This is a genomic window from Micromonospora sp. NPDC049529, from assembly GCF_055586685.1.
Genome location: NZ_JBVJHT010000027.1, coordinates 58,572 through 76,179 on the forward strand (window position 1 = coordinate 58,572; position 17,608 = coordinate 76,179).

At 71.8% G+C, this 17,608-nt stretch carries 19 protein-coding genes; 4 read left to right on the plus strand and 15 right to left on the minus strand.

The window, feature by feature from the left end; genetic code table 11:
• The first annotated feature begins 82 nt into the window (after positions 1-82).
• A complete protein-coding gene (locus ACZ6QQ_RS33265) occupies positions 83-790 on the plus strand; it encodes an alpha/beta fold hydrolase (RefSeq protein ID WP_465881690.1) in 708 nt (235 codons plus the stop codon).
• Between the two features lie 7 nt (positions 791-797).
• On the opposite strand, the gene ACZ6QQ_RS33270 is transcribed toward ACZ6QQ_RS33265, so the two are convergent.
• The 3 genes from ACZ6QQ_RS33270 to ACZ6QQ_RS33280 all read right to left on the minus strand — a co-directional run bounded on the left by ACZ6QQ_RS33270 (position 798) and on the right by ACZ6QQ_RS33280 (position 2,688).
• Complete coding sequence (locus ACZ6QQ_RS33270; protein WP_465881692.1) at positions 798-1,196, minus strand: TraR/DksA family transcriptional regulator; 399 nt, start codon at positions 1,194-1,196, stop codon at positions 798-800.
• Between the two features lie 169 nt (positions 1,197-1,365).
• Positions 1,366-2,004 carry a nucleoside/nucleotide kinase family protein gene (locus ACZ6QQ_RS33275; RefSeq protein WP_465881694.1) on the minus strand — a complete coding sequence of 213 codons (639 nt, stop codon included), beginning with the start codon at positions 2,002-2,004 and terminating at the stop codon, positions 1,366-1,368.
• Positions 2,005-2,028: 24 nt separating this feature from the next.
• Positions 2,029-2,688: a winged helix-turn-helix domain-containing protein gene (locus ACZ6QQ_RS33280; RefSeq protein WP_465881696.1), complete on the minus strand. Its 660-nt coding sequence runs from the start codon at positions 2,686-2,688 to the stop codon at positions 2,029-2,031.
• 193 nt (positions 2,689-2,881) lie between these two features.
• On the opposite strand from ACZ6QQ_RS33280, the gene ACZ6QQ_RS33285 reads away from it, so the two are divergent.
• Positions 2,882-3,805, plus strand: coding sequence for an AEC family transporter (locus tag ACZ6QQ_RS33285; RefSeq protein WP_465881698.1), 924 nt, complete (start codon positions 2,882-2,884; stop codon positions 3,803-3,805).
• 3 nt (positions 3,806-3,808) lie between these two features.
• Here the strand turns inward: ACZ6QQ_RS33285 and ACZ6QQ_RS33290 are convergent, their stop codons facing one another.
• From ACZ6QQ_RS33290 to ACZ6QQ_RS33340, 11 genes are all read right to left on the minus strand, one after another.
• Positions 3,809-4,420 carry a winged helix-turn-helix domain-containing protein gene (locus ACZ6QQ_RS33290; protein WP_465881700.1) on the minus strand — a complete coding sequence of 204 codons (612 nt, stop codon included), beginning with the start codon at positions 4,418-4,420 and terminating at the stop codon, positions 3,809-3,811.
• Between the two features lie 57 nt (positions 4,421-4,477).
• Entirely contained in the window at positions 4,478-4,951 is a 474-nt protein-coding gene (locus ACZ6QQ_RS33295; protein WP_465881769.1) for a rhodanese-like domain-containing protein, read from the minus strand.
• A 26-nt stretch (positions 4,952-4,977) separates the two neighbouring features.
• Positions 4,978-5,430 carry a cysteine dioxygenase gene (locus tag ACZ6QQ_RS33300; protein ID WP_465881702.1) on the minus strand — a complete coding sequence of 151 codons (453 nt, stop codon included), beginning with the start codon at positions 5,428-5,430 and terminating at the stop codon, positions 4,978-4,980.
• A gap of 160 nt (positions 5,431-5,590) precedes the next feature.
• Positions 5,591-6,727 carry an ABC transporter substrate-binding protein gene (locus ACZ6QQ_RS33305; protein WP_465881704.1) on the minus strand — a complete coding sequence of 379 codons (1,137 nt, stop codon included), beginning with the start codon at positions 6,725-6,727 and terminating at the stop codon, positions 5,591-5,593.
• A gap of 91 nt (positions 6,728-6,818) precedes the next feature.
• Positions 6,819-7,667, minus strand: coding sequence for an ABC transporter permease (locus ACZ6QQ_RS33310; RefSeq protein WP_465881706.1), 849 nt, complete (start codon positions 7,665-7,667; stop codon positions 6,819-6,821).
• Positions 7,664-8,497, minus strand: a complete 834-nt coding sequence (locus ACZ6QQ_RS33315; RefSeq protein WP_465881708.1) for an ABC transporter ATP-binding protein — start codon at positions 8,495-8,497, stop codon at positions 7,664-7,666. The genes ACZ6QQ_RS33310 and ACZ6QQ_RS33315 overlap by 4 nt, the downstream gene beginning before the upstream one ends.
• A complete protein-coding gene (locus tag ACZ6QQ_RS33320) occupies positions 8,494-9,360 on the minus strand; it encodes an ABC transporter permease (RefSeq protein ID WP_465881710.1) in 867 nt (288 codons plus the stop codon). The genes ACZ6QQ_RS33315 and ACZ6QQ_RS33320 overlap by 4 nt, the downstream gene beginning before the upstream one ends.
• Before the next feature lie 62 nt (positions 9,361-9,422).
• Positions 9,423-10,475: a TIGR03842 family LLM class F420-dependent oxidoreductase gene (locus ACZ6QQ_RS33325; protein ID WP_465881712.1), complete on the minus strand. Its 1,053-nt coding sequence runs from the start codon at positions 10,473-10,475 to the stop codon at positions 9,423-9,425.
• A gap of 39 nt (positions 10,476-10,514) precedes the next feature.
• Entirely contained in the window at positions 10,515-11,996 is a 1,482-nt protein-coding gene (locus ACZ6QQ_RS33330; protein WP_465881714.1) for a CoA-acylating methylmalonate-semialdehyde dehydrogenase, read from the minus strand.
• A 27-nt stretch (positions 11,997-12,023) separates the two neighbouring features.
• Positions 12,024-13,427 (minus strand): dihydropyrimidinase, encoded by a 1,404-nt coding sequence (hydA, locus tag ACZ6QQ_RS33335; protein WP_465881716.1) that lies wholly within the window; start codon positions 13,425-13,427, stop codon positions 12,024-12,026.
• Positions 13,428-13,469: 42 nt separating this feature from the next.
• Entirely contained in the window at positions 13,470-14,309 is an 840-nt protein-coding gene (locus ACZ6QQ_RS33340; protein ID WP_465881718.1) for a nitrilase-related carbon-nitrogen hydrolase, read from the minus strand.
• A 341-nt stretch (positions 14,310-14,650) separates the two neighbouring features.
• Between ACZ6QQ_RS33340 and ACZ6QQ_RS33345 the strand changes: the two genes are divergently transcribed.
• Positions 14,651-15,808, plus strand: coding sequence for a cellulose binding domain-containing protein (locus tag ACZ6QQ_RS33345; RefSeq protein ID WP_465881719.1), 1,158 nt, complete (start codon positions 14,651-14,653; stop codon positions 15,806-15,808).
• A gap of 118 nt (positions 15,809-15,926) precedes the next feature.
• Here ACZ6QQ_RS33345 and ACZ6QQ_RS33350 read toward each other — a convergent pair whose 3' ends face one another.
• On the minus strand, positions 15,927-16,487 hold the full coding sequence (locus ACZ6QQ_RS33350) for a DinB family protein (protein WP_465881721.1): 561 nt from the start codon (positions 16,485-16,487) through the stop codon (positions 15,927-15,929).
• A 95-nt stretch (positions 16,488-16,582) separates the two neighbouring features.
• Between ACZ6QQ_RS33350 and ACZ6QQ_RS33355 the strand changes: the two genes are divergently transcribed.
• A complete protein-coding gene (locus tag ACZ6QQ_RS33355; RefSeq protein ID WP_465881723.1) occupies positions 16,583-17,542 on the plus strand; it encodes a helix-turn-helix transcriptional regulator in 960 nt (319 codons plus the stop codon).
• Positions 17,543-17,608 lie beyond the last annotated feature (66 nt).

Here is a 17,608-nt window from a genome sequence, read left to right on the forward strand (position 1 = left end):
GCCGGGTGACGCCGGTTCACCCGGGCCGGGTGAACCGGCCGAACCGCCTGCGTCGGGCCACCGTGGCGCCGAGGATGGGGGCATGGCGCAGACCCCGGCCCTGGTACTCGTGCACGGCGCCTGGCACGGTCCGTGGTGCTGGGAGCGGGTCATCCGCGAGCTCGACGACCTGGACGTGCGTGCCGTGGCGCTGCCGAGCACCGGTTCGGATCCGGACTCGCTCGGTGACCTGCACGACGACGCCGACGCCATCCGCGCGGAGGTACGCGACATCGACGGGCCGGTGGTGATCTGCGGCCACAGCTACGGCGGCGCCCCGGTCACCGAGGCGGTGGCGGGGCTGGAGGAGCAGGTGCGTCGTCTGGTCTACCTGGCCGCCTGCTCGCTCGACGTCGGCGAGTCGGTGACGTCGCTGGGCGGCGACGAGGGGTACCCGCCGTTCTGGGACGTGCACGCCGACCGGGGCTACGTAGACGTACGCGACCCGCTGCGCGACCTCTACGGGGACGTCGAGCCCGGGTTGGCGCGGCGGTCGGCGCAGCGCCTCGGTCACCAGGCCCTGACGTCGCTCACCCAGCCGGTGACCAGGGCCGGCTGGCACGACATCGCGAACACGTACGTCATCTGCGAGCGGGACCTGGCCTTTCCGCTGCCGGCGCAGCGGTTGCTGGCCCGGCGGGCGGGTTCGACCCGGTCGATGGACAGCGCGCACTCCCCGTTCTTCTCCCGGCCGCAGGAGTTGGCGGCGCTGCTGCGCGACGAGTTGGACCGGGCCCGCCGGGCGGACTGAACCCGGCTCAGGCGGCCCGGCGCTCGCGATTCTGTTTGCAGGAGACACAGGTGGTCGCCGACGGGAAGATCTCCAGCCGCTCCACCGGGATCGGCGCGGAACAGCCCTCGCACCAGCCGTACGTGCCCTCGGCCAACCGGGCCAGCGCGTGCTCGAACTGTGCCCGGCGGTCCAGGATGGTCCGCAGCAGCGACTGTGCGGTGTCCCGCTCGGCGGTCTTGGTTCCGCTGTCGGCCTGGTCGTCACCGGCGGTGTCACCGACCTCCACCAGCCGCAGCACCTGGCTCTGCAGCAGGGCGTCGTCGTACTCGCCGGTCAGCTCGTCGTAGCGAGCCTCCAGGGCGAGCCGGATCAGGTCGATGTCCGCCTGGGAACGGGCCGTGCCGACCGCATCGTTGACGAGCATGCGTTGCCCTCCCTGCCTCTCCGTGACGGCGGTGGACTCGCTGCCAGGACCCGGATTGGTCCGGCGCGGTCCACCGTGACCGGGCGTGTACCCGTAGTGTGCGGCCGTCAAACCAGAAATTTGGTGGCGCCGGCAACATGTTTCGGGCCGCCTGTTCCGTCGTCGCGGTTCAGCCCGGATCGCCCGGTTCGACCACGGCGGGACGGCGCGGGTCGTCCAGCCGGACCACCACGTCGGCGAAGGTCGCCGGGGCCACCTCCTCGCTGTAGCGGGCGAAGGCGGGCAGGGTCCAGGCGTCGGCCGGGTCGGTGCGCCGGGCCAGCGCCGCCGGTGACAGGACAAGGTGGACGGTGAGGTCGAACGGGAGCCCGCCGCCGAGCAGCAGCGCCCCGCTGACCAGGAGCACCGTCCCGGTCGGCAGGTCGACGTAGTCGGCTCGGCTGGCCCGGTCGGTGCGCGCGTTCCACAGCGACGGCAGGATCCGGCCGGTGCCGGCGGGCCCGGCCGGGTCGAGCACCTCGCGCCGCAGCCCGGCCTCGTCCAACCAGTCGCCGTAGAACGCGTCCGGGTTGTCCCGGCCGAACTCGTAGCGCAGGGAGGCCGGCCGGAGGAAGTCCGCGGCCCTGATCGGCAGCGCCGGGCGACCGCGCAGACGCAGCGGGTCGACCAGGGCGTCTGCGAGTTCGTCCGGCTTGGCGGCGGCCGGTCCGTCGACCGCCACCCGTACCGGTGAGCCGGGGCGAACACCGGCGAGCCGGTCGGCCAGTTCCTGAACCAACGCCTCGGGGCTGATCGGGCGGATCTTCACCCGGTCCATCCTGCCCGAACGGGGTCAGCCGGTCTGGTCGATGGTGACCCGCGCCTCGTCGGCGAGTCGGTAGCCGACCCCGTACACGGTGGTCACCAGGGGCACGTCGGCGCCGACCTTGCCGCGCAGCCGGCGGACGTGCACGTCGACCGTACGGACGCCGGTGTGTTCGTAGCCCCAGACCGCGGCGAGCAGTTGCAGCCGGGTGAAGACCCGACGCGGGTGCTCGACCAGGTGCAGCAGGAGGTCGAACTCCAGCCGGGTCAGCGGCAGCGGTTGGCCGTCCAGCAGGACCGAGCGGGAGGCGGCGAGGATGCGTACCTCGGGCGTGGCCGGGTCGACGAGGCCCGGATCGCCCCCGACCGGCCCGACGTGGTTCGGCTCCGGCGTCGTCGTCCGGGCCGGCGCGCGCAGCGTGGCCGGATCGACGGTACGCCGGTCGGCGAGGGACTGTCCGGGGATGACCGTGGCCTGCCCGTGTTCGAGCAGTTCGCGGGCGGCGTCCAGCAGCCGTTGGGCCGACGGGGCCAGGACCTCCTCCCCACCGAGCGGAATGGACAGTGTGACGGTCAGCGCGGGTGCCCCGGCGCTGGGCGGGCGCCGTTGGGCAACCGGCGGGCGGCCTGGTCCCGTTGGCTGGGACGTGTGCCATCCGGCACGCGACGAGGCGGGGCTGACCGACATGGTCCTCCTTGGCTGGTGGGGGGAATTCCCCGCGGCTCGTGGTGCCGCAGGGTCGATGTTTCCGGGCACCACGGGCAGGGTCAAGGGGCCACTACGTTGCATGAATGTGACAATTGACGCACAGATCGGAACTGAACGATCGCTCTGCGTACCAGATCTTGGGAAATCCGGCGGGGCGGTCCACGATGATCGAGTGCGGGGAGTACTGACCGGTTTCACGGTCATCTGGACGGTCACACTCGCCGGTTACCTGATCGGCCGAACCAACCTGCTCGGCCCCGAGGGCACGACGGTGCTGGCCCGACTCGCCTTCTTCGTCGCCGCCCCGGCGCTGCTGTTCACCACGCTGGCCCGCTCGTCGGTCGCCGAGGTGTTCACCCCGGCCCTGGCCGCCTTCGTGCTCAGTACGGTACTGGTCGCGGCCGTCTACCTGGTGCTCGCCCACCGGGTGTGGCACCGGCCGGCCGGCGAGGCGACCGTCGGCGCGCTCAGCGCCTCGTACGTCAACGCGGCGAACCTCGGCCTGCCGGTCGCCGCGTACGTCCTCGGCGACCCGTCCTTCGTGGCGCCGGTGCTGCTGTTCCAGGTGCTGCTGGCCTCACCGCTCGCGCTCGGCGTGCTGGACGCCACGGCCGCCGGGGCCCGGCCCTCGGCACGGCGACTCGTGCTGCTGCCGGCCCGCAATCCGATCATGCTGGGCTGTGCCGCCGGGCTGGCCGTCGCGGTCGGCGGCGTACCACTGCCGGAGCCGGTGATGCGCCCGTTCGAGCTGGTCGGGTCGGCCGCCGTACCGCTGGCTCTGCTCGCCCTGGGGATGTCGCTGCGCGGCAGCCGGCCCCTGCGCGGCGGGCCGGAGGCCGGTGAACGCTACACCGCGGTCGGTCTCAAGGTGCTGGTGCAGCCGGCACTGGCCTACCTGATCGCCCGGTTCGCCCTCGGACTCACCGGGCCGGCGCTACTCGCGGCGGTGGTCACCTCGGCGCTGCCGACGGCACAGAACGTCTTCGTCTACGCCACCCGGTACCAGCGCGCCGAGTCGCTGGCCCGGGACACCGTCGTGCTCTCCACCCTCGCCGCCGCAGTCACGCTGGTGGCGATCGCGGCCTGGCTCGGCTAGCGGCTACGCGTCCCGGTCGACCCTGACCCGGGCCTCGTCGGCGAGCCGGTAGCCGACCCCGTACACCGTCGTCACCAGCGGCACCGCCTCGCCCACCTTGGCCCGCAGCCGGCGCACGTGCACGTCGACCGTACGCGCGATCGCGTGCTCGTAACCCCAGACGCTGTTGAGCAGTTGGAGGCGGGTGAAGACCCGGCGCGGGTTCTCGGCGAGGAAGACGAGCAGGTCGTACTCCAGCCGGGTCAGCGGGATCGGCACGCCGTCGCGCAGCACCTTCCGGGACCCGGCCAGGATCCGCAGTGGAGCGAACCGGTCGGCGCCCGACTCGGCCTCGGCGGGGAAGGTGGTGGCCGGTGCCGGCTCGACGACCAGCGCGATGCCGCCGGCTTCCTCGCCACCCGCGACCCGGTCACCCTGCTCCACCAACTGCTGGACCAGCTCCAGCAGGCGGGACGCCTGCGGGGTCAGCGCCTCCCCGCCGGTCACGGTGATGTCGAGGGTGACGGTGACGGTCGCGGGGCTACCGCCCGGTGTGGTCCGTCGACGGGTGAGGGTCGACCGGACCGATCCGCTCGACGGTGGATACGTGCGCGGGCTGATCGCGATGACCGACATGTGAGGCCTCCTAGCGCTGGTTTTCCGTGCCGTCCCTGAGCGCGGTGGCGCGCGGGATCAGGGGTACGCCCGGCCGGCGGTCGCCGGGGGCGCGGTGGTCAGGTGGGCGTAGACGTCGGTCGGGCCGAACGCCGGCAGACCGGCCAGCCGCCAGGCCGCGAAGCCGCCGACGATGTCGGTGGCCAGGTACAGGCCGAGGTCCTGGAGTGCGGCGGCGGCGAGCGAGGAGGTGTAGCCCTCCTGGCAGAAGATCACCACGGGCAGGTCGTACCGGTCCGCGACCGGCAACCGGGCGCTGCTGCGCGGGTCGAGCCGCCACTCCAGCACGTTCCGCTCGATCACCAGCGCGCCGGGGATCGAGCCGGTCGCGGCCCGCTGCGCGGCCGGCCGGATGTCGACCAGCAGCGCCCCGCCCCGGTACGCGAGATGCCCCGCCTCCGGTTCGAGCCGCCGCAGCCGCCGCCGGGCCGCCTCCAGGATGTCGTCGATGCTGCGGGATCCCACCGGTGCGGTGGTGTCCGGACAGCCGATCTGCCGATGCGCCGAGTTGATGAGTTTCACCAGGCCACTCCCGCCTCGGCGACCTCGGCCACCCGAAGCTTGCCGCCGTCGAGTTCGTAACGGGTCATCCGGCGCAGCGCCGGCAGGTAGACGTGCACGCTGACCGCAGGCTCGTTGCCCCGGTTGCTGACCCGGTGCACGTGCTGCGGCCCGAACTGGCGACCGTTGCCGGCACGCAGCTCGGTCGGCCGGAGCTCGCCACCGACCACGATCTCCTCGGTGAGCGCACCGGCGGACACGACAAAACCGCCGGAGGAGCCGCCGTGGTCGTGCAGGTCGGTCGACTGACCGGGCAGCCAGGTCAGCAGCCATACCTCGTACTCGTCGTTGCCGGTCAGCCGGGCGTACCAGCGTTCGACCGGGTCGAACTGGGCCGCCACCGGCCAGGAGGCCGGGTCGGAGGCGTACCGGCGGGCGATGGCGAGCGGGTCGGTGGCGTTGATGGTCATCGTCATTCCTCGTCGAAAGCGATTGGTCCAGTGCCCCTACCCTAGTCTGTAAAACCTATAGGCTTGGTAGGTAATTCGGATCGTCTCACATGTCGGGAAACGACGAGGTCCGCCCCGTCGGGCGGGACGGGACGGACCTCTCGACGGGGCGGACCGACGCTCAGGCACCGCCCTCGTTCAGGGTGACCGTGGCCGGCTGGAAACCCGCGCCGGTGACGTTGACGCCCGCGCCCCGCAGCGCGTCCAACGCCCGCCGGACGTACTCGTTGGTGTACGCGGTCGACTCGGGCTGCCTGGTCAGCACCGTCTGCCCGTCCTGGTTACGGGTGTTCAGGGCCAGGTCGACGGTGGCCTTCCAGGCCGTCTCGTCGATCAGCCCGATCCCCTGCGGCGCCGGCCAGATCAGCTTGTTGACCTCGTTGGTCTGCCAGAGCTGGTGGCTGGCGCCGAGCTTGGCGCCCCGGGCGACCACCAGGTCCCGGCACTCCTGCGGGTTGTCCCGGCAGTACGCCCACCCCTTGATCGTGCCGGTGAGGAACTTCACCGCCGTCTCCTGGTACGCCTTGTCGTTGGCCAACCGGTCGCTGTTGGCCCAGACCGCGTCCTGGAGCATCGCGGTGCCGAGGGTGTTCCAGTCCAGCACCGTGAACGCCTCCGGCCGGTAGAGCTGGCCGGTCTTCGGGTCCTTCGCCTCCAGCAACTGGGCGTACTCGTTGTAGCTCATCGCCTGGGCGGCGTCGATGTCACCGCGCAGCAGCGCCTGCATGTCGAACTGCTGCTGCACCAGAGTGACGTCCCGGCCCGGATCGAGTCCCGCCTTCGTCATCCCGGCGAACAGCTCGAACTCGTTGCCGAACCCCCAGTTGCCGACCTTGCGGCCTTTCAGGTCGGCCGGCGTACGGATCCCCCGGTCGGCGAAGCTGACCTGGTAGGTGCCGGAACGCTGGAAGATCTGGGCGATGTCGGTGATCCCGGCACCCTGCTCCCGCGAGGCGAGCGCCTTCGGCACCCAGGCCACCGCGAAGTCGGCCTGACCCTGTGCCAGCACCGTCTGCGGCACGATGTCCACACCGCCCTCGATGACCTCCACCTCGATGCCCTGCTCCCGGTAGAAGCCCTTGTCCACGGCGGCGATGTAACCGGCGAACTGGGCCTGCACGAACCACTGCAACTGGAGCTTGACCGGGGCGTTCCCGCCCGGTGCGGTGGAACCGGTGCCGTCCGCGGTGCCGCACCCGGCCAGCAGCGCACAACTCACGAGCCCGGCGACAAGGCGCCGTCTGCCGAGACTACCCATCTGTCCTCCAGCGGTTGACTCTGCGTATCGGGGCCGGTCGGCCCCGACGTCGGGCGGCGCCGGGCGGGCGAGGTGCCCAGCAGGGTCGTCGTCAGCCGGACCGTCGCGCCCGCCAGGGCATCGCCAGACGTTCCAGGCCGAGGGCGACCAGATAGAAGACAAGACCGAGTACGCAGGCGCCGACCACGAACGCCCAGGCGCGCGGGTACGCGGTGTACGAGGCCGCCGAGGTGATCCGCGATCCGAGCCCGTCCTGGCGGCCACCGAAGTACTCCGCGACGACCGCCGCGATCACCGCCAGGGAGGACGCCTGACGCAGACCGGTGAAGACGAACGGCAGCGCACCGGGGAGCCGGACCAGTCGGGTGAAGGTCCAGCCCACCGCGGCGTAGCTGGCCATCAGCTCGCGGTGCACGGGGTCGACCTCCCGCAGCCCGCGCAGGGTGTTGAGGAAGACCGGGAAGAACACCACGATCGCCACCACACTGCGACGCGGGATGCTGCTGGTGGACTCGAACATGTTGTTGAGGATCGGTGCGAGCGCGATGATCGGAAGCGCGTTGAGTGCCGCCGCGACCGGCACCGCCACCTCGCCGAGGAAGTCGAACCGGCTGGCCAGCATCGCCGCGAGGATCGCCAGCACCGCCCCGGCGACCAGCCCGACCAGCGCGTTCGCGCCGCTGGCCAGCCCCACCTGCCAGATCACCGCCCGGTTGTCGACCAGTTCGGTGCCGATCGCGGACGGCGCCGGCAGCAGGAACGGCGCCACCCGCCCGAGGGTGACGGTCACCTCCCAGAGCGCCAGCCCGGCCACCCCGACCAGCACCGGCGGACCGACGTCGCGCACCACCCGGCGCACCCCGCCACCGGCGGGCCGACCGGCACGGCCGAACCGAGCCGTGCCGTCGGGCCGAGCCGTGGGCCGGGTGCCGGACGTCACCGGGACACCGCCGGATTCGCCGGTTCCGGCTCGCCGGGCCGGTCGGGTGTCGGCCCACGGCGCAGCGCCTGCCGGACCCGGGTGATGCCGGCGAAGAACTCGGGCGTCTGCCGGGTCGCGTCGGTCCGCTCCGCCAGCTCGATGTCGATCTCGGCGGCGATCCGTCCGGGACGGGCCGACATCACCACCACCCGGTCGGAGAGGTAGACCGCCTCCGGGATCGAGTGCGTCACGAAGATCGTGCTGGTGCCGGTACGCGCACAGACCCGCAGCAGCTCGTCCTGGAGTCGTTCGCGGGTCATCTCGTCCAGCGCGCCGAACGGCTCGTCCATCAGCAGCAGCGGCGGATGCACCGCCAAGGCGCGGGCGATCGCCACCCGCTGCTGCATGCCACCGGAGAGCTGCGCCGGATAGTGGCCGGCGAAGTCGGCGAGCCCGACCAGTTCCAGCATCTCCCGGGCCCGGTCGCGGCGCTCCCGCCGCCCGGTGCCGCGCAGCTCCAGCGGCAGTTCCACGTTGCGCTGCACCGTACGCCACTCGAAGAGGCCGGCCTGCTGGAAGGCGATGCCGTACTCGCGGTCGAGGCGGGCGGTACGGGCGGGTTTCCCGGCCACCCGTACGGTGCCCTCGCTGACTGCGATCAGGTCGGCGACCAGGCGCAGCAGGGTCGACTTGCCGCAGCCGGAGGGCCCGATCAGGCTGACGAACTCGCCGCGTCGTACGGTCAGGTCGACGCCGGTCAGCGCGGTCACCCGGTCCGGTCGGCCGGGGTTGAACACCTTCGTCACGCCGATGATCTCGACCGCCGGCTCGCCCTGGATGGTGGTCACCGTGTCGACGCCCTTCGTCCGGGGGTGAACAGGAGTTCGGCGAGCCCGACCGCGCCGGCCACCAGCAGCCCGAGCAGCACCGCGCCGAGCAGCGCGGTGAAGACCTTGGCCGGGTCGGTGGTCGCCTCCCGCGAGTACTCGATCACCAGCCGGCCGATCCCGCCCCGGGTGCCGGTGGAGATCTCGCCGACCACGGCACCGACCACCGCCGCGGCGCCGGCCAGCCGCAGCGCCGGGTAGAGGTACGGGGTGGCCGCCGGCAACCGCAGTTTCACCAGCGTGCGCCACCACCCGGCGGCGTAGCTGCGCATCAGTTCCTCGGCCGTCGGTGCCGGCGAGGTGAGCCCGCGCAGCAGCCCGACGGCGATCGGGAAGAAGGCCAGGTACGCCGCGATCGTCGCCACCGACATCCACGGCTGCCACGGGTACGCCCCGATCGACAACCGCCCGCCCCAGCCGGCGATCACCGGCGCGAGCGCGATCAGCGGTACGGTCTGCGACAGCACCACGTACGGCAGCAGCCCGCGCCGGACCCACCGCAGGCGCTGCATCAGGACCGCGAGCAGCAGCCCGACCAGCGCCCCGGCGAGGAACCCGACGGCGACGCTGCGCAGGGTGACCAGGCCGGCGTTCGCCACCACCAGCCAGATCGGGTCGCCGCCGACGCGTTCCGGATCGGCGAGGCGGCCCAGGATCTCGCTCAGGTGCGGCATCGCGGCGTCGTCGGCCCGGGGCAGCACCCGCACCCCGAACAGGACCGTGCCGTCGGGGTTGCCGACGGCCTTGTAGCCCTCCCAGGCCAGCGCGCCGAGCAGCACCGCCCCGAGCACCCCGACGGCGGTACGCACCCCACGCCGACCCACTGCCGGGGTCCCCGGTCGAGGTACCGGGTGCGCCGTCGTCGCAGCTTCGGGTGGAGTGCGGGTCATGCGGCGGTCGCGGCCGGGTCGGTCCGCCCGGCCGGACCAACCCGGCCGGCGCCGTCGCGCAGGGCCGGGATGATCTGCTCGCCGTACGCGGCCAGGGTCTCCTCCTTGGCGTCGTGCTGGAGGTAGACGGCGAACTGGTCGACCCCGAGCGCCCGCAACCGGTCGAGCTTGTCCAGGTGCGCCGAGACCGGGCCGAGCAGGCAGAACCGGTCGACGATCTCGTCGGGTACGAACTCGGCGTGCCGGTTGCCGGCCCGGCCGTGCTCGGCGTAGTCGTACCCCTGCCGGCCGGCGATGTAGTCGGTGAGTGCCTGCGGCACCGCGCCGGTGGCGCCGTACCGGGCGACGATGTCGGCGACGTGGTTGCCGACCATGCCGCCGAACCAGCGGCACTGCTCCCGCTGGTGGGCCAGGTCGTCGCCGACGTAGGCGGGGGCGGCGACGCAGAACCGGATCGCCGCCGGATCCCGACCGGCGCGTTCGGCCGCCGCTCGCACCGCACCGATCATCCAGGCGGCGATGTCCGGGTCGGCGAGTTGCAGGATGTAACCGTCGCCGACCTGACCGGCCACGGCCAGCGCCCGTGGCCCGTAGGCGGCCACCCAGACCTCCAGCTCTCCCCCGGTGACCCAGGGGAACCGCAGCTGCTGCCCCCGGTAGTTCGCCGGCCGGCCGTTGGCCAGGTCCCGGATGACGGTGACGCACTCGCGCAGCTCGTCGACGCTGGTCGGCGGGTAGCCCAGCGTACGCACGGCCGAGTCGCCCCGACCGATGCCGCAGACGGTGCGGTTGCCGTACATCTCGTTGAGGGTGGCGAAGTGCGACGCGGTCACGGTCCAGTCGCGGGTGGCGGGGTTGGTCACCATCGGACCGACGACCACCCGTTCGGTCTGGGCCAGGATCTGCGAGTAGATGACGAACGGTTCCTGCCAGAGCAGGTGCGAGTCGAAGGTCCAGACGTGGCTGAAGCCGGCCGCCTCGGCCCGTTGGGCGAGCGACACCAGTTCCCGGGCGGGTGGGTCGCACTGGAACACGACGCCGATCTCCATTACCTGCTCCTCCTGCTCGGGGTGGGCACTGGTCGGGCCTCAGCGCACCTTGGGGAAACCCAGGTCGACGACGCTGGTCGCCGGGTCGGGCCAACGGGAGGTGACGACCTTCGTACGGGTGTAGAACTGGAGCCCCTCCGGCCCGTACATGTGCAGGTCGCCGAAGAGGGACGCCTTCCAGCCACCGAAGCTGTAGTAGGCCACCGGGACCGGGATCGGCACGTTCACCCCGACCATGCCGCAGACCACGTCGTACTGGAACCGGCGGGCCGCTCCGCCGTCCCGGGTGAAGATCGCCGTGCCGTTGCCGTACTCGTTGGAATTGACCAGGTCGACGGCCTGCTCGTAGGTGTCCACCCGGACCACCGACAGCACCGGGCCGAAGATCTCGTCGAGGTAGAGGTCGGAGTCGGCGCGGACGTGGTCGACCAGCGACGCGCCGAGAAAGAAGCCGGGGCCGTCGGCGGCCGGCAGGGTGCGCCCGTCGACCACGAGTTCACCGCCGGGCCGGTCCAGGTACGACCGCACCCGGTCCCGGTGCTCGGCGCTGATCAGCGGGCCCATCTCGGCGTCCGGGTCGGTGGCCGGGCCGACCCGGATCCGGCCGATCCGGTCCGCGATCGCCGCGACGAGGGGATCCGCGACCGCCCCGACGGCGACCACGACGGAGACCGCCATGCACCGCTCCCCGGCCGAGCCGAACCCGGCCGAGATCGCCGCGTCGGCCGCCGCGCCGAGGTCGGCGTCGGGGAGCACCACCATGTGGTTCTTCGCCCCGCCGAGCGCCTGGACCCGCTTACCGGCCCTGGTGCCGGCCTCGTAGACGGCGCGGGCGACGGGGGTCGAACCGACGAACGACAGCGCGGCCACGTCCGGGTCGGCGAGCAGCGCGGTCACCGCCGACCGGTCGCCCTGCACCACGTTGAACGCCCCGTCCGGCAGGCCGGCCCGGCGCAGCAGGTCGGCCAGGAGCAGCGAGACGCTCGGGTCCTTCTCGCTCGGCTTGAGCACGAACGTGTTGCCGGCGACGAGCGCGGTGCAGAACATCCACATCGGCACCATGGCGGGGAAGTTGAACGGGGTGACCCCGGCGACGACACCGAGCGGCTGGCGGATCGAGTAGACGTCGACCCCGGTCGCGGCCTGCTCGCTGTAGTCGCCCTTGAGCAGGTGCGGCGCGCCGGCCGCGAACTCGACGTTCTCCAGCCCCCGGGCCAGTTCACCGGCCGCGTCGGCGACGGTCTTGCCGTGCTCGGCGGAGAGCAGGGTGGCGATCTCCTTGCTGTGCGCGTCCACCAGGTCGCGGAACCGGAACATCACCTCGGCCCGGCGCGACAGCGAGGCGGCCCGCCAACCGGGCTGCGCGGCGCGGGCGGCGAGCACCGCCGCGCGTACCTCCTCGTCCGTGGCCGCGACCACGGTGGCCTGCTGCTCGCCGGTGGCCGGGTCGAAGACCGGCAGCCGCCGGTCGCCGGTGCCGGCCACCTCGACCCCGTTGATCCAGTGCGGAATCTCGCGCATGGTGTTCCTTCTTCCGTTGCTCGCTCGCTAGCCGAGGTACGACGACAGGCCGCGAGGCAGGAACCGGCCGTGACCGGCCCGCCCGTGGTACGTCCCGCCGGAGACCAGCACCGTGCCACGGGAGATGACCGTGTCCACCCGACCGGCGATCCGGTAACCCTCGTAGGCGGAGTGGTCCATGTTCATGTGGTGCGTCTCCACGCTGATCGTGGTCTGACCGGCCGGGTCGTAGAGCACGATGTCGGCGTCCGAGCCGGGCGCGATGATGCCCTTGCGCGGGTAGAGGCCGAACATCCGGGCCGGGGTGGTGGCGATCGTCTCGACCCAGCGTTCCAGCGACAGTTTCCCGTCGACCACACCCTGGTAGACCAGGTCGACCCGGTGCTCGACGCCGCCGATCCCGTTCGGGATCTTCGAGAAGTCGCCCAGGCCCAGTTCCTTCTGGTCCTTGAAGCAGAACGGGCAGTGGTCGGTGGAGACGATGGCCAGGTCGTTGGCGCGCAGGCCGCGCCAGAGGTCGCGCCGGTGCGACTCGTGCCCGCTGCGCAGCGGGGTGGAGCAGACCCACTTGGCGCCCTCGAAGCCGGGCGCGCCGAGCTGTTCCTCCAGGGTCAGGTAGAGGTACTGCGGGCAGGTCTCGGCGAAGACGTTGCGCCCGGCGTCGCGGGCGGCCGCGACCTGTTCCAGGGCCTCGCTGGCGGAGAGGTGCACGATGTAGAGCGGGCAGTCGCGGGCCACCTCGGCCAGCCGGATCGCCCGGTGGGTCGCCTCCGCCTCCAACGCCTGCGGCCGGGTCAGTCCGTGGTGGACCGGGTCGGTCTCGCCCCGGGCCAACGCCTGCTGGACGAGCACGTCGATCGCGATGCCGTTCTCCGCGTGCATCATGATCATCGAGCCGTTCTCCCGGGCCCGCTGCATCGCCCGCAGGATCTGGCCGTCGTCGGAGTAGAAGACCCCCGGGTACGCCATGAACAGCTTGAAACTGCTGATTCCCTCGTTGGCGACGAGGTGGTCCATCGCCTTGAGCGAGTCGTCGTCGACCCCACCGAGGATCATGTGGAAGGCGTAGTCGACGTGAGCGTTGCCGGCCGCCTTCGCGTGCCAGGCGGCCAGCCCGTCCTGCACCACCTCACCGGTCCGCTGGACGGCGAAGTCGATGATCGTGGTGGTGCCGCCGTACGCCGCCGCCCGGGTGCCGGTGTCGAACGTGTCGGAGGCGTTCGTGCCGCCGAACGGCAGTTCCATGTGCGTGTGCGCGTCGATGCCGCCGGGGATGACGTACCGCCCGGAGGCGTCGACGACCTCGTGGTCGCCGTCGGGCGCCCGGCCGGGCGCGAACAGGGCGGCGATCGTCTCGCCCTCGACCAGCACGTCCGCCTGGTGCGACCCGGTGGGGCCGACCACGGTCCCGCCGGTGATCAGCAGTGCCATCTTCCGTTCCTCCGGTTCGTTTCCACCCGCCCGCGCTGCTGGTTACGGCTGTACGAGCCCCTGGTAGGCGTCGGGGCGGCGGTCCCGGTAGAAGGCCCACCGCTGACGTACCTCGGCGAGCAGGCCGAGGTCGAGGTCGCGCACGATCAGCTCCGGCTCGTACGCGTCGCCGACCGCACCGACGAACCTGCCCTCCGGGTCGACGAAGTACGACGTGCCGTAGAAGTCGTTGTCGCCGACATCCTCGATGCCGGTCCGGTTGATCGCCCCGACGAAGAACTCGTTCGCGACCGCCGCCGCCGGCTGCTCCAGTTGCCACAGGTACGACGAGAGCCCGCGACTGGTCGCCGACGGGTTGAACACGATCGTCGCGCCAGCCAGCCCGAGCGCCCGCCAGCCCTCGGGGAAGTGCCGGTCGTAGCAGATGTAGACGCCGATCCGGCCGACGGCGGTGTCGAAGGTCGGGAAGCCGAGGTTGCCGGGGCGGAAGTAGAACTTCTCCCAGAACCCGTGCACCTGCGGCAGGTGCGTCTTGCGGTACTTGCCGAGGTAGCTGCCGTCGGCGTCGATCACGGCGGCGGTGTTGTAGAGGACTCCCGGCTGCTCCTGCTCGTACATCGGCAGGATCATGACCAGGCCGAGTTCGGCGGCGAGGGCCCGGAACCGTTCGGTGGTCGGACCGGGGATCGACTCCGCGTACGCGTAGTACGCCGGGTCCTGCACCTGGCAGAAGTACGGACCGTAGAAGAGTTCCTGGAAGCAGATGACCTTGGCGCCCTGGGCTGCCGCCTGGCGGGCGTACTCCTCGTGGGCCTTGATCATTGACTCTTTGTCCCCGGTCCAGCTCGTCTGTACCAGGGCGGCGCGGATGCTGTCGGCCACGGGTCGTTCCTCCCTCGGGTGTTTCCGGGTGGATGGCGTAGGACCTTAGTGACACCTACCGCGAGTGGACAATGGCCAATCTGTTACAGCCTCGTTTTAAGAAATGACACGCTGCAATTGATCATCGACGCGCGGACCCCCGCCCACCTCGGCGGGCGGAGATCAGCGACGAGGGCACCGGGGAACGGCCCCACCCTCGCGCTCGGCGGACACCGCCGGAACACCCTGGTGGCGTCACCCGTCATGCCCCGACCGTTGAGCGAAATAAAGTTACCTGCTTCAATGCCCTGGGAGCACCGGGCCGTCATACCTTTCACCGCGCACCGTGACAGGAGACGACCATGCTCCGCAAACCCCTCGGCCGGGCCGCGCTGGCCACCCTGGCCGTACTGATCGGGCTCGTCATCGCGACGCCCACCCTGCCGGCCGTGTCCGCCCCGGCCACCACACTCGCCCCGGTCCGGATCATGCCGCTCGGCGACTCGATCACCGGCTCCCCCGGCTGCTGGCGCTCCATGCTCTGGAACAGACTCCAGAGCACCGGCTACACCAACATCGACTTTGTCGGCACGCTCGGCCCGCAGGGCTGCGGACAGCCGTACGACGGCGAGAACGAGGGCCACGGCGGGGCACTGGTGACCAACGTGGCCAACCAGAACCAGTTGCCCGGCTGGCTGTCGGCCACCCGGCCGGACATCGTCCTGATGCACTTCGGCACCAACGACGTCTGGAGCAACGTCGCACCGGCGACCATCCTCGCCGCGTACGGCAAGCTCGTCGACCAGATGCGGGCCAGCAACCCGGCGATGAAGGTACTGGTCGCCCAGATCATCCCGATGGCCCCGAGCACCTGTGCCGAGTGCGGCCAGCGGGTGGTCGCGCTGAACAACGCCATCCCCGGCTGGGCAAGTTCGAAGACCACCGCCGCGTCACCGGTGGTGGTGGTCAACCAGTGGACCGGTTTCAGCACCGGCACCGACACCTACGACGGGGTCCACCCGAACGCGGCCGGCGACCAGAAGATGTCCGACCGCTGGTACCCGGCGCTGACCTCGGCACTCAACGGCGTCACCCCGACGGCGAGCCCCACCGTCAGCCCGACACCGACCAGGACGCCGACGGCGAGCCCGACGCCGACCCGTACCCCGACAACGGGGCCGCCGAGCACCCCGCCGCCGACGACCACCGCACCGCCGGTCGGTGGCTGCACCGCGACGTACCGGGTGACCGGACAGTGGCAGGGCGGCTTCCAGGCCGAGGTGACCGTGCGCAACGCGAGCACCGGGACCTTCGCCGGCTGGGCCGCGTCCTGGAGCTTCGGCCCGGGCCAGCAGGTCAGCCAGGCGTGGAACGCCACGCTGACCCAGACCGGAACGAACGTGTCGGCCCGCAACGTGGCCTGGAACGACAACCTGGCACCGGGAGCGACGGCCACGTTCGGCTTCATCGCCGGCTGGAACGGCTCCAACCCCGTACCGACGGTCGCCTGCACCGGCTGACCGTACGGAGCCACCACGGGGACGACAGTACGGGCGGCCCGGACCCGATGGTTCGGGCCGCCGCCGTCGCCGTGCCAGCCGGTGGCACCGATCAGCTGCGGTGGCTCGATGGCACCGGTCAGCCCATGCTCTTGGCGCCGTCCAGGGACTCGCGGATGATGTCGGCGTGGCCGGCGTGCTGGGCGGTCTCGGCGATGACGTGCATCAGCACCCGGCGGGCCGACCACCGTGCGCCGGCCTCGAACCACGGAGCGTCCGGCAGTGGCTGGGTGGCGTCCAGGTCCTCCAGGGTGGCGACCAGGGCGTCGGTCCGGCGGGCCACCTCGGCGTAGTCGGCCAGCACACCGGCCAGGGTCTCACCGGGCAGCAGCCGGAACTCGTCGGCCCGTCGGGCCCAGTCGGCCTCGGTCATGGTGGCGAAGTCGCCCATCACCGACGGCCCGTGCAGGATGAAGTCCGTCCAGACGCGTTCGGCGGCGGTGACGTGCTTGATCAGGCCACCCAGGCACAGTTCGCTGGCGGTGGTTCGCCGCCCGGCCTGCTCGTCGGTGAGGTCGCGGGTGGTGAAGCGCAGGAAGTGCCGCTGGTGGGCCAGCATCGCCAACAGGTCGGCGCACTCGCCGACGGCGGCCGGCTCGCGGGTGGTCGATTCGTCGATGCTCGTCATGGTGTCGCTCATGGTCTCCGCCTTGCTCGTCCTGTTCGGTTGGGCAGATTCCACGCTAGGCGGCACTGCGGACACTTCCTGACCTGAATTGCACGAGAATCGAGGACATGGCGAACACCAGCACCCGGACGCTGCGACTGCTGTCCCTGCTGCAGACCCACCGGTACTGGCCGGGCACCGAACTGGCGGACCGGCTGGGAGTCTCGGTCCGTACCCTGCGCCGGGACATCGACCGGCTGCGCGAGTTGGGCTATCCGGTCGAGGCGCAGCGCGGCGTGGACGGCGGCTACCAGCTCACCGCGGGCGCGGTACTCCCGCCGCTGGTGGTCGACGACGAGGAGGCGGTCGCCCTGGCCGTGGGGCTCCAGGCCGCCGCGCAGAGCGCGGTGGAGGGCCTCGCCGAGTCCTCGGTACGGGTGCTGGCCAAGGTGGTACAGGTGATGCCGCCCCGGCTGCGGCGCCAGGTCGAGGCGCTGCGCGCGATGACCCTGCCCGCCGGCTGGGACGTCCCGGCCGGTCCGGGCATCGACCCGGGCGTGCTCACCGCGCTCGCGCTGGCCTGCCGGGACAGCGAACACCTCCGCTTCTCGTACACCGCCGCCAACGACCGGCACACCAACCGGCACGTCGAACCGCACCGCCTGGTCTCCCTCGGCCGCCGCTGGTACCTGGTCGCCTACGACCTCACCCGCCACGACTGGCGCAGCTTCCGGGTCGACCGCCTCACCGCGCCACACGGCACCGGTTCCCGGTTCCGGCCCCGTGACCTTCCCGCCGCCGACGCCGCCGAGTTCGTCCGCACCAGCCTGGAGAACCAGTTCCACCCGTACCAGGTGGAGGTCCTGGTCGACGCCCCGGCCGCAGCCGTACGCGAGCGCATCGGCCGGTGGTGCACGGTCGAGGAACTCGACGCCGACCACTGCCGGGTACGGATGACCGCCGACTCCCTGGACTGGCCGACCATGGCCCTGGGCGTGCTCGGCGCCGACTTCCGCATCCTCGACCCACCCGAACTGCTCGAACAGGTCCGGAACTGGGGCGCCCGGTTCAACCGGGCCAGGGCATGATCCGCTGCCCACGGTCGACGCGCCCGCGACGTGCCGGCCCACTCCGTCATCGGGTGCCCGGTACCC

Coding starts and splice junctions, on each gene's coding strand:
- ACZ6QQ_RS33265 (WP_465881690.1), top strand. CDS start 83: ATGGCGCAGACCCCGGCCCTGGTACTCGTGCACGGCGCCTGGCACGGT.
- ACZ6QQ_RS33270 (WP_465881692.1), bottom strand. CDS start 1,196: ATGCTCGTCAACGATGCGGTCGGCACGGCCCGTTCCCAGGCGGACATC.
- ACZ6QQ_RS33280 (WP_465881696.1), bottom strand. CDS start 2,688: ATGTCGGTCAGCCCCGCCTCGTCGCGTGCCGGATGGCACACGTCCCAG.
- ACZ6QQ_RS33290 (WP_465881700.1), bottom strand. CDS start 4,420: ATGTCGGTCATCGCGATCAGCCCGCGCACGTATCCACCGTCGAGCGGA.
- ACZ6QQ_RS33300 (WP_465881702.1), bottom strand. CDS start 5,430: ATGACCATCAACGCCACCGACCCGCTCGCCATCGCCCGCCGGTACGCC.
- ACZ6QQ_RS33305 (WP_465881704.1), bottom strand. CDS start 6,727: ATGGGTAGTCTCGGCAGACGGCGCCTTGTCGCCGGGCTCGTGAGTTGT.
- ACZ6QQ_RS33325 (WP_465881712.1), bottom strand. CDS start 10,475: ATGGAGATCGGCGTCGTGTTCCAGTGCGACCCACCCGCCCGGGAACTG.
- ACZ6QQ_RS33330 (WP_465881714.1), bottom strand. CDS start 11,996: ATGCGCGAGATTCCGCACTGGATCAACGGGGTCGAGGTGGCCGGCACC.
- hydA (WP_465881716.1), bottom strand. CDS start 13,427: ATGGCACTGCTGATCACCGGCGGGACCGTGGTCGGCCCCACCGGGTCG.
- ACZ6QQ_RS33345 (WP_465881719.1), top strand. CDS start 14,651: ATGCTCCGCAAACCCCTCGGCCGGGCCGCGCTGGCCACCCTGGCCGTA.
- ACZ6QQ_RS33350 (WP_465881721.1), bottom strand. CDS start 16,487: ATGAGCGACACCATGACGAGCATCGACGAATCGACCACCCGCGAGCCG.
- ACZ6QQ_RS33355 (WP_465881723.1), top strand. CDS start 16,583: ATGGCGAACACCAGCACCCGGACGCTGCGACTGCTGTCCCTGCTGCAG.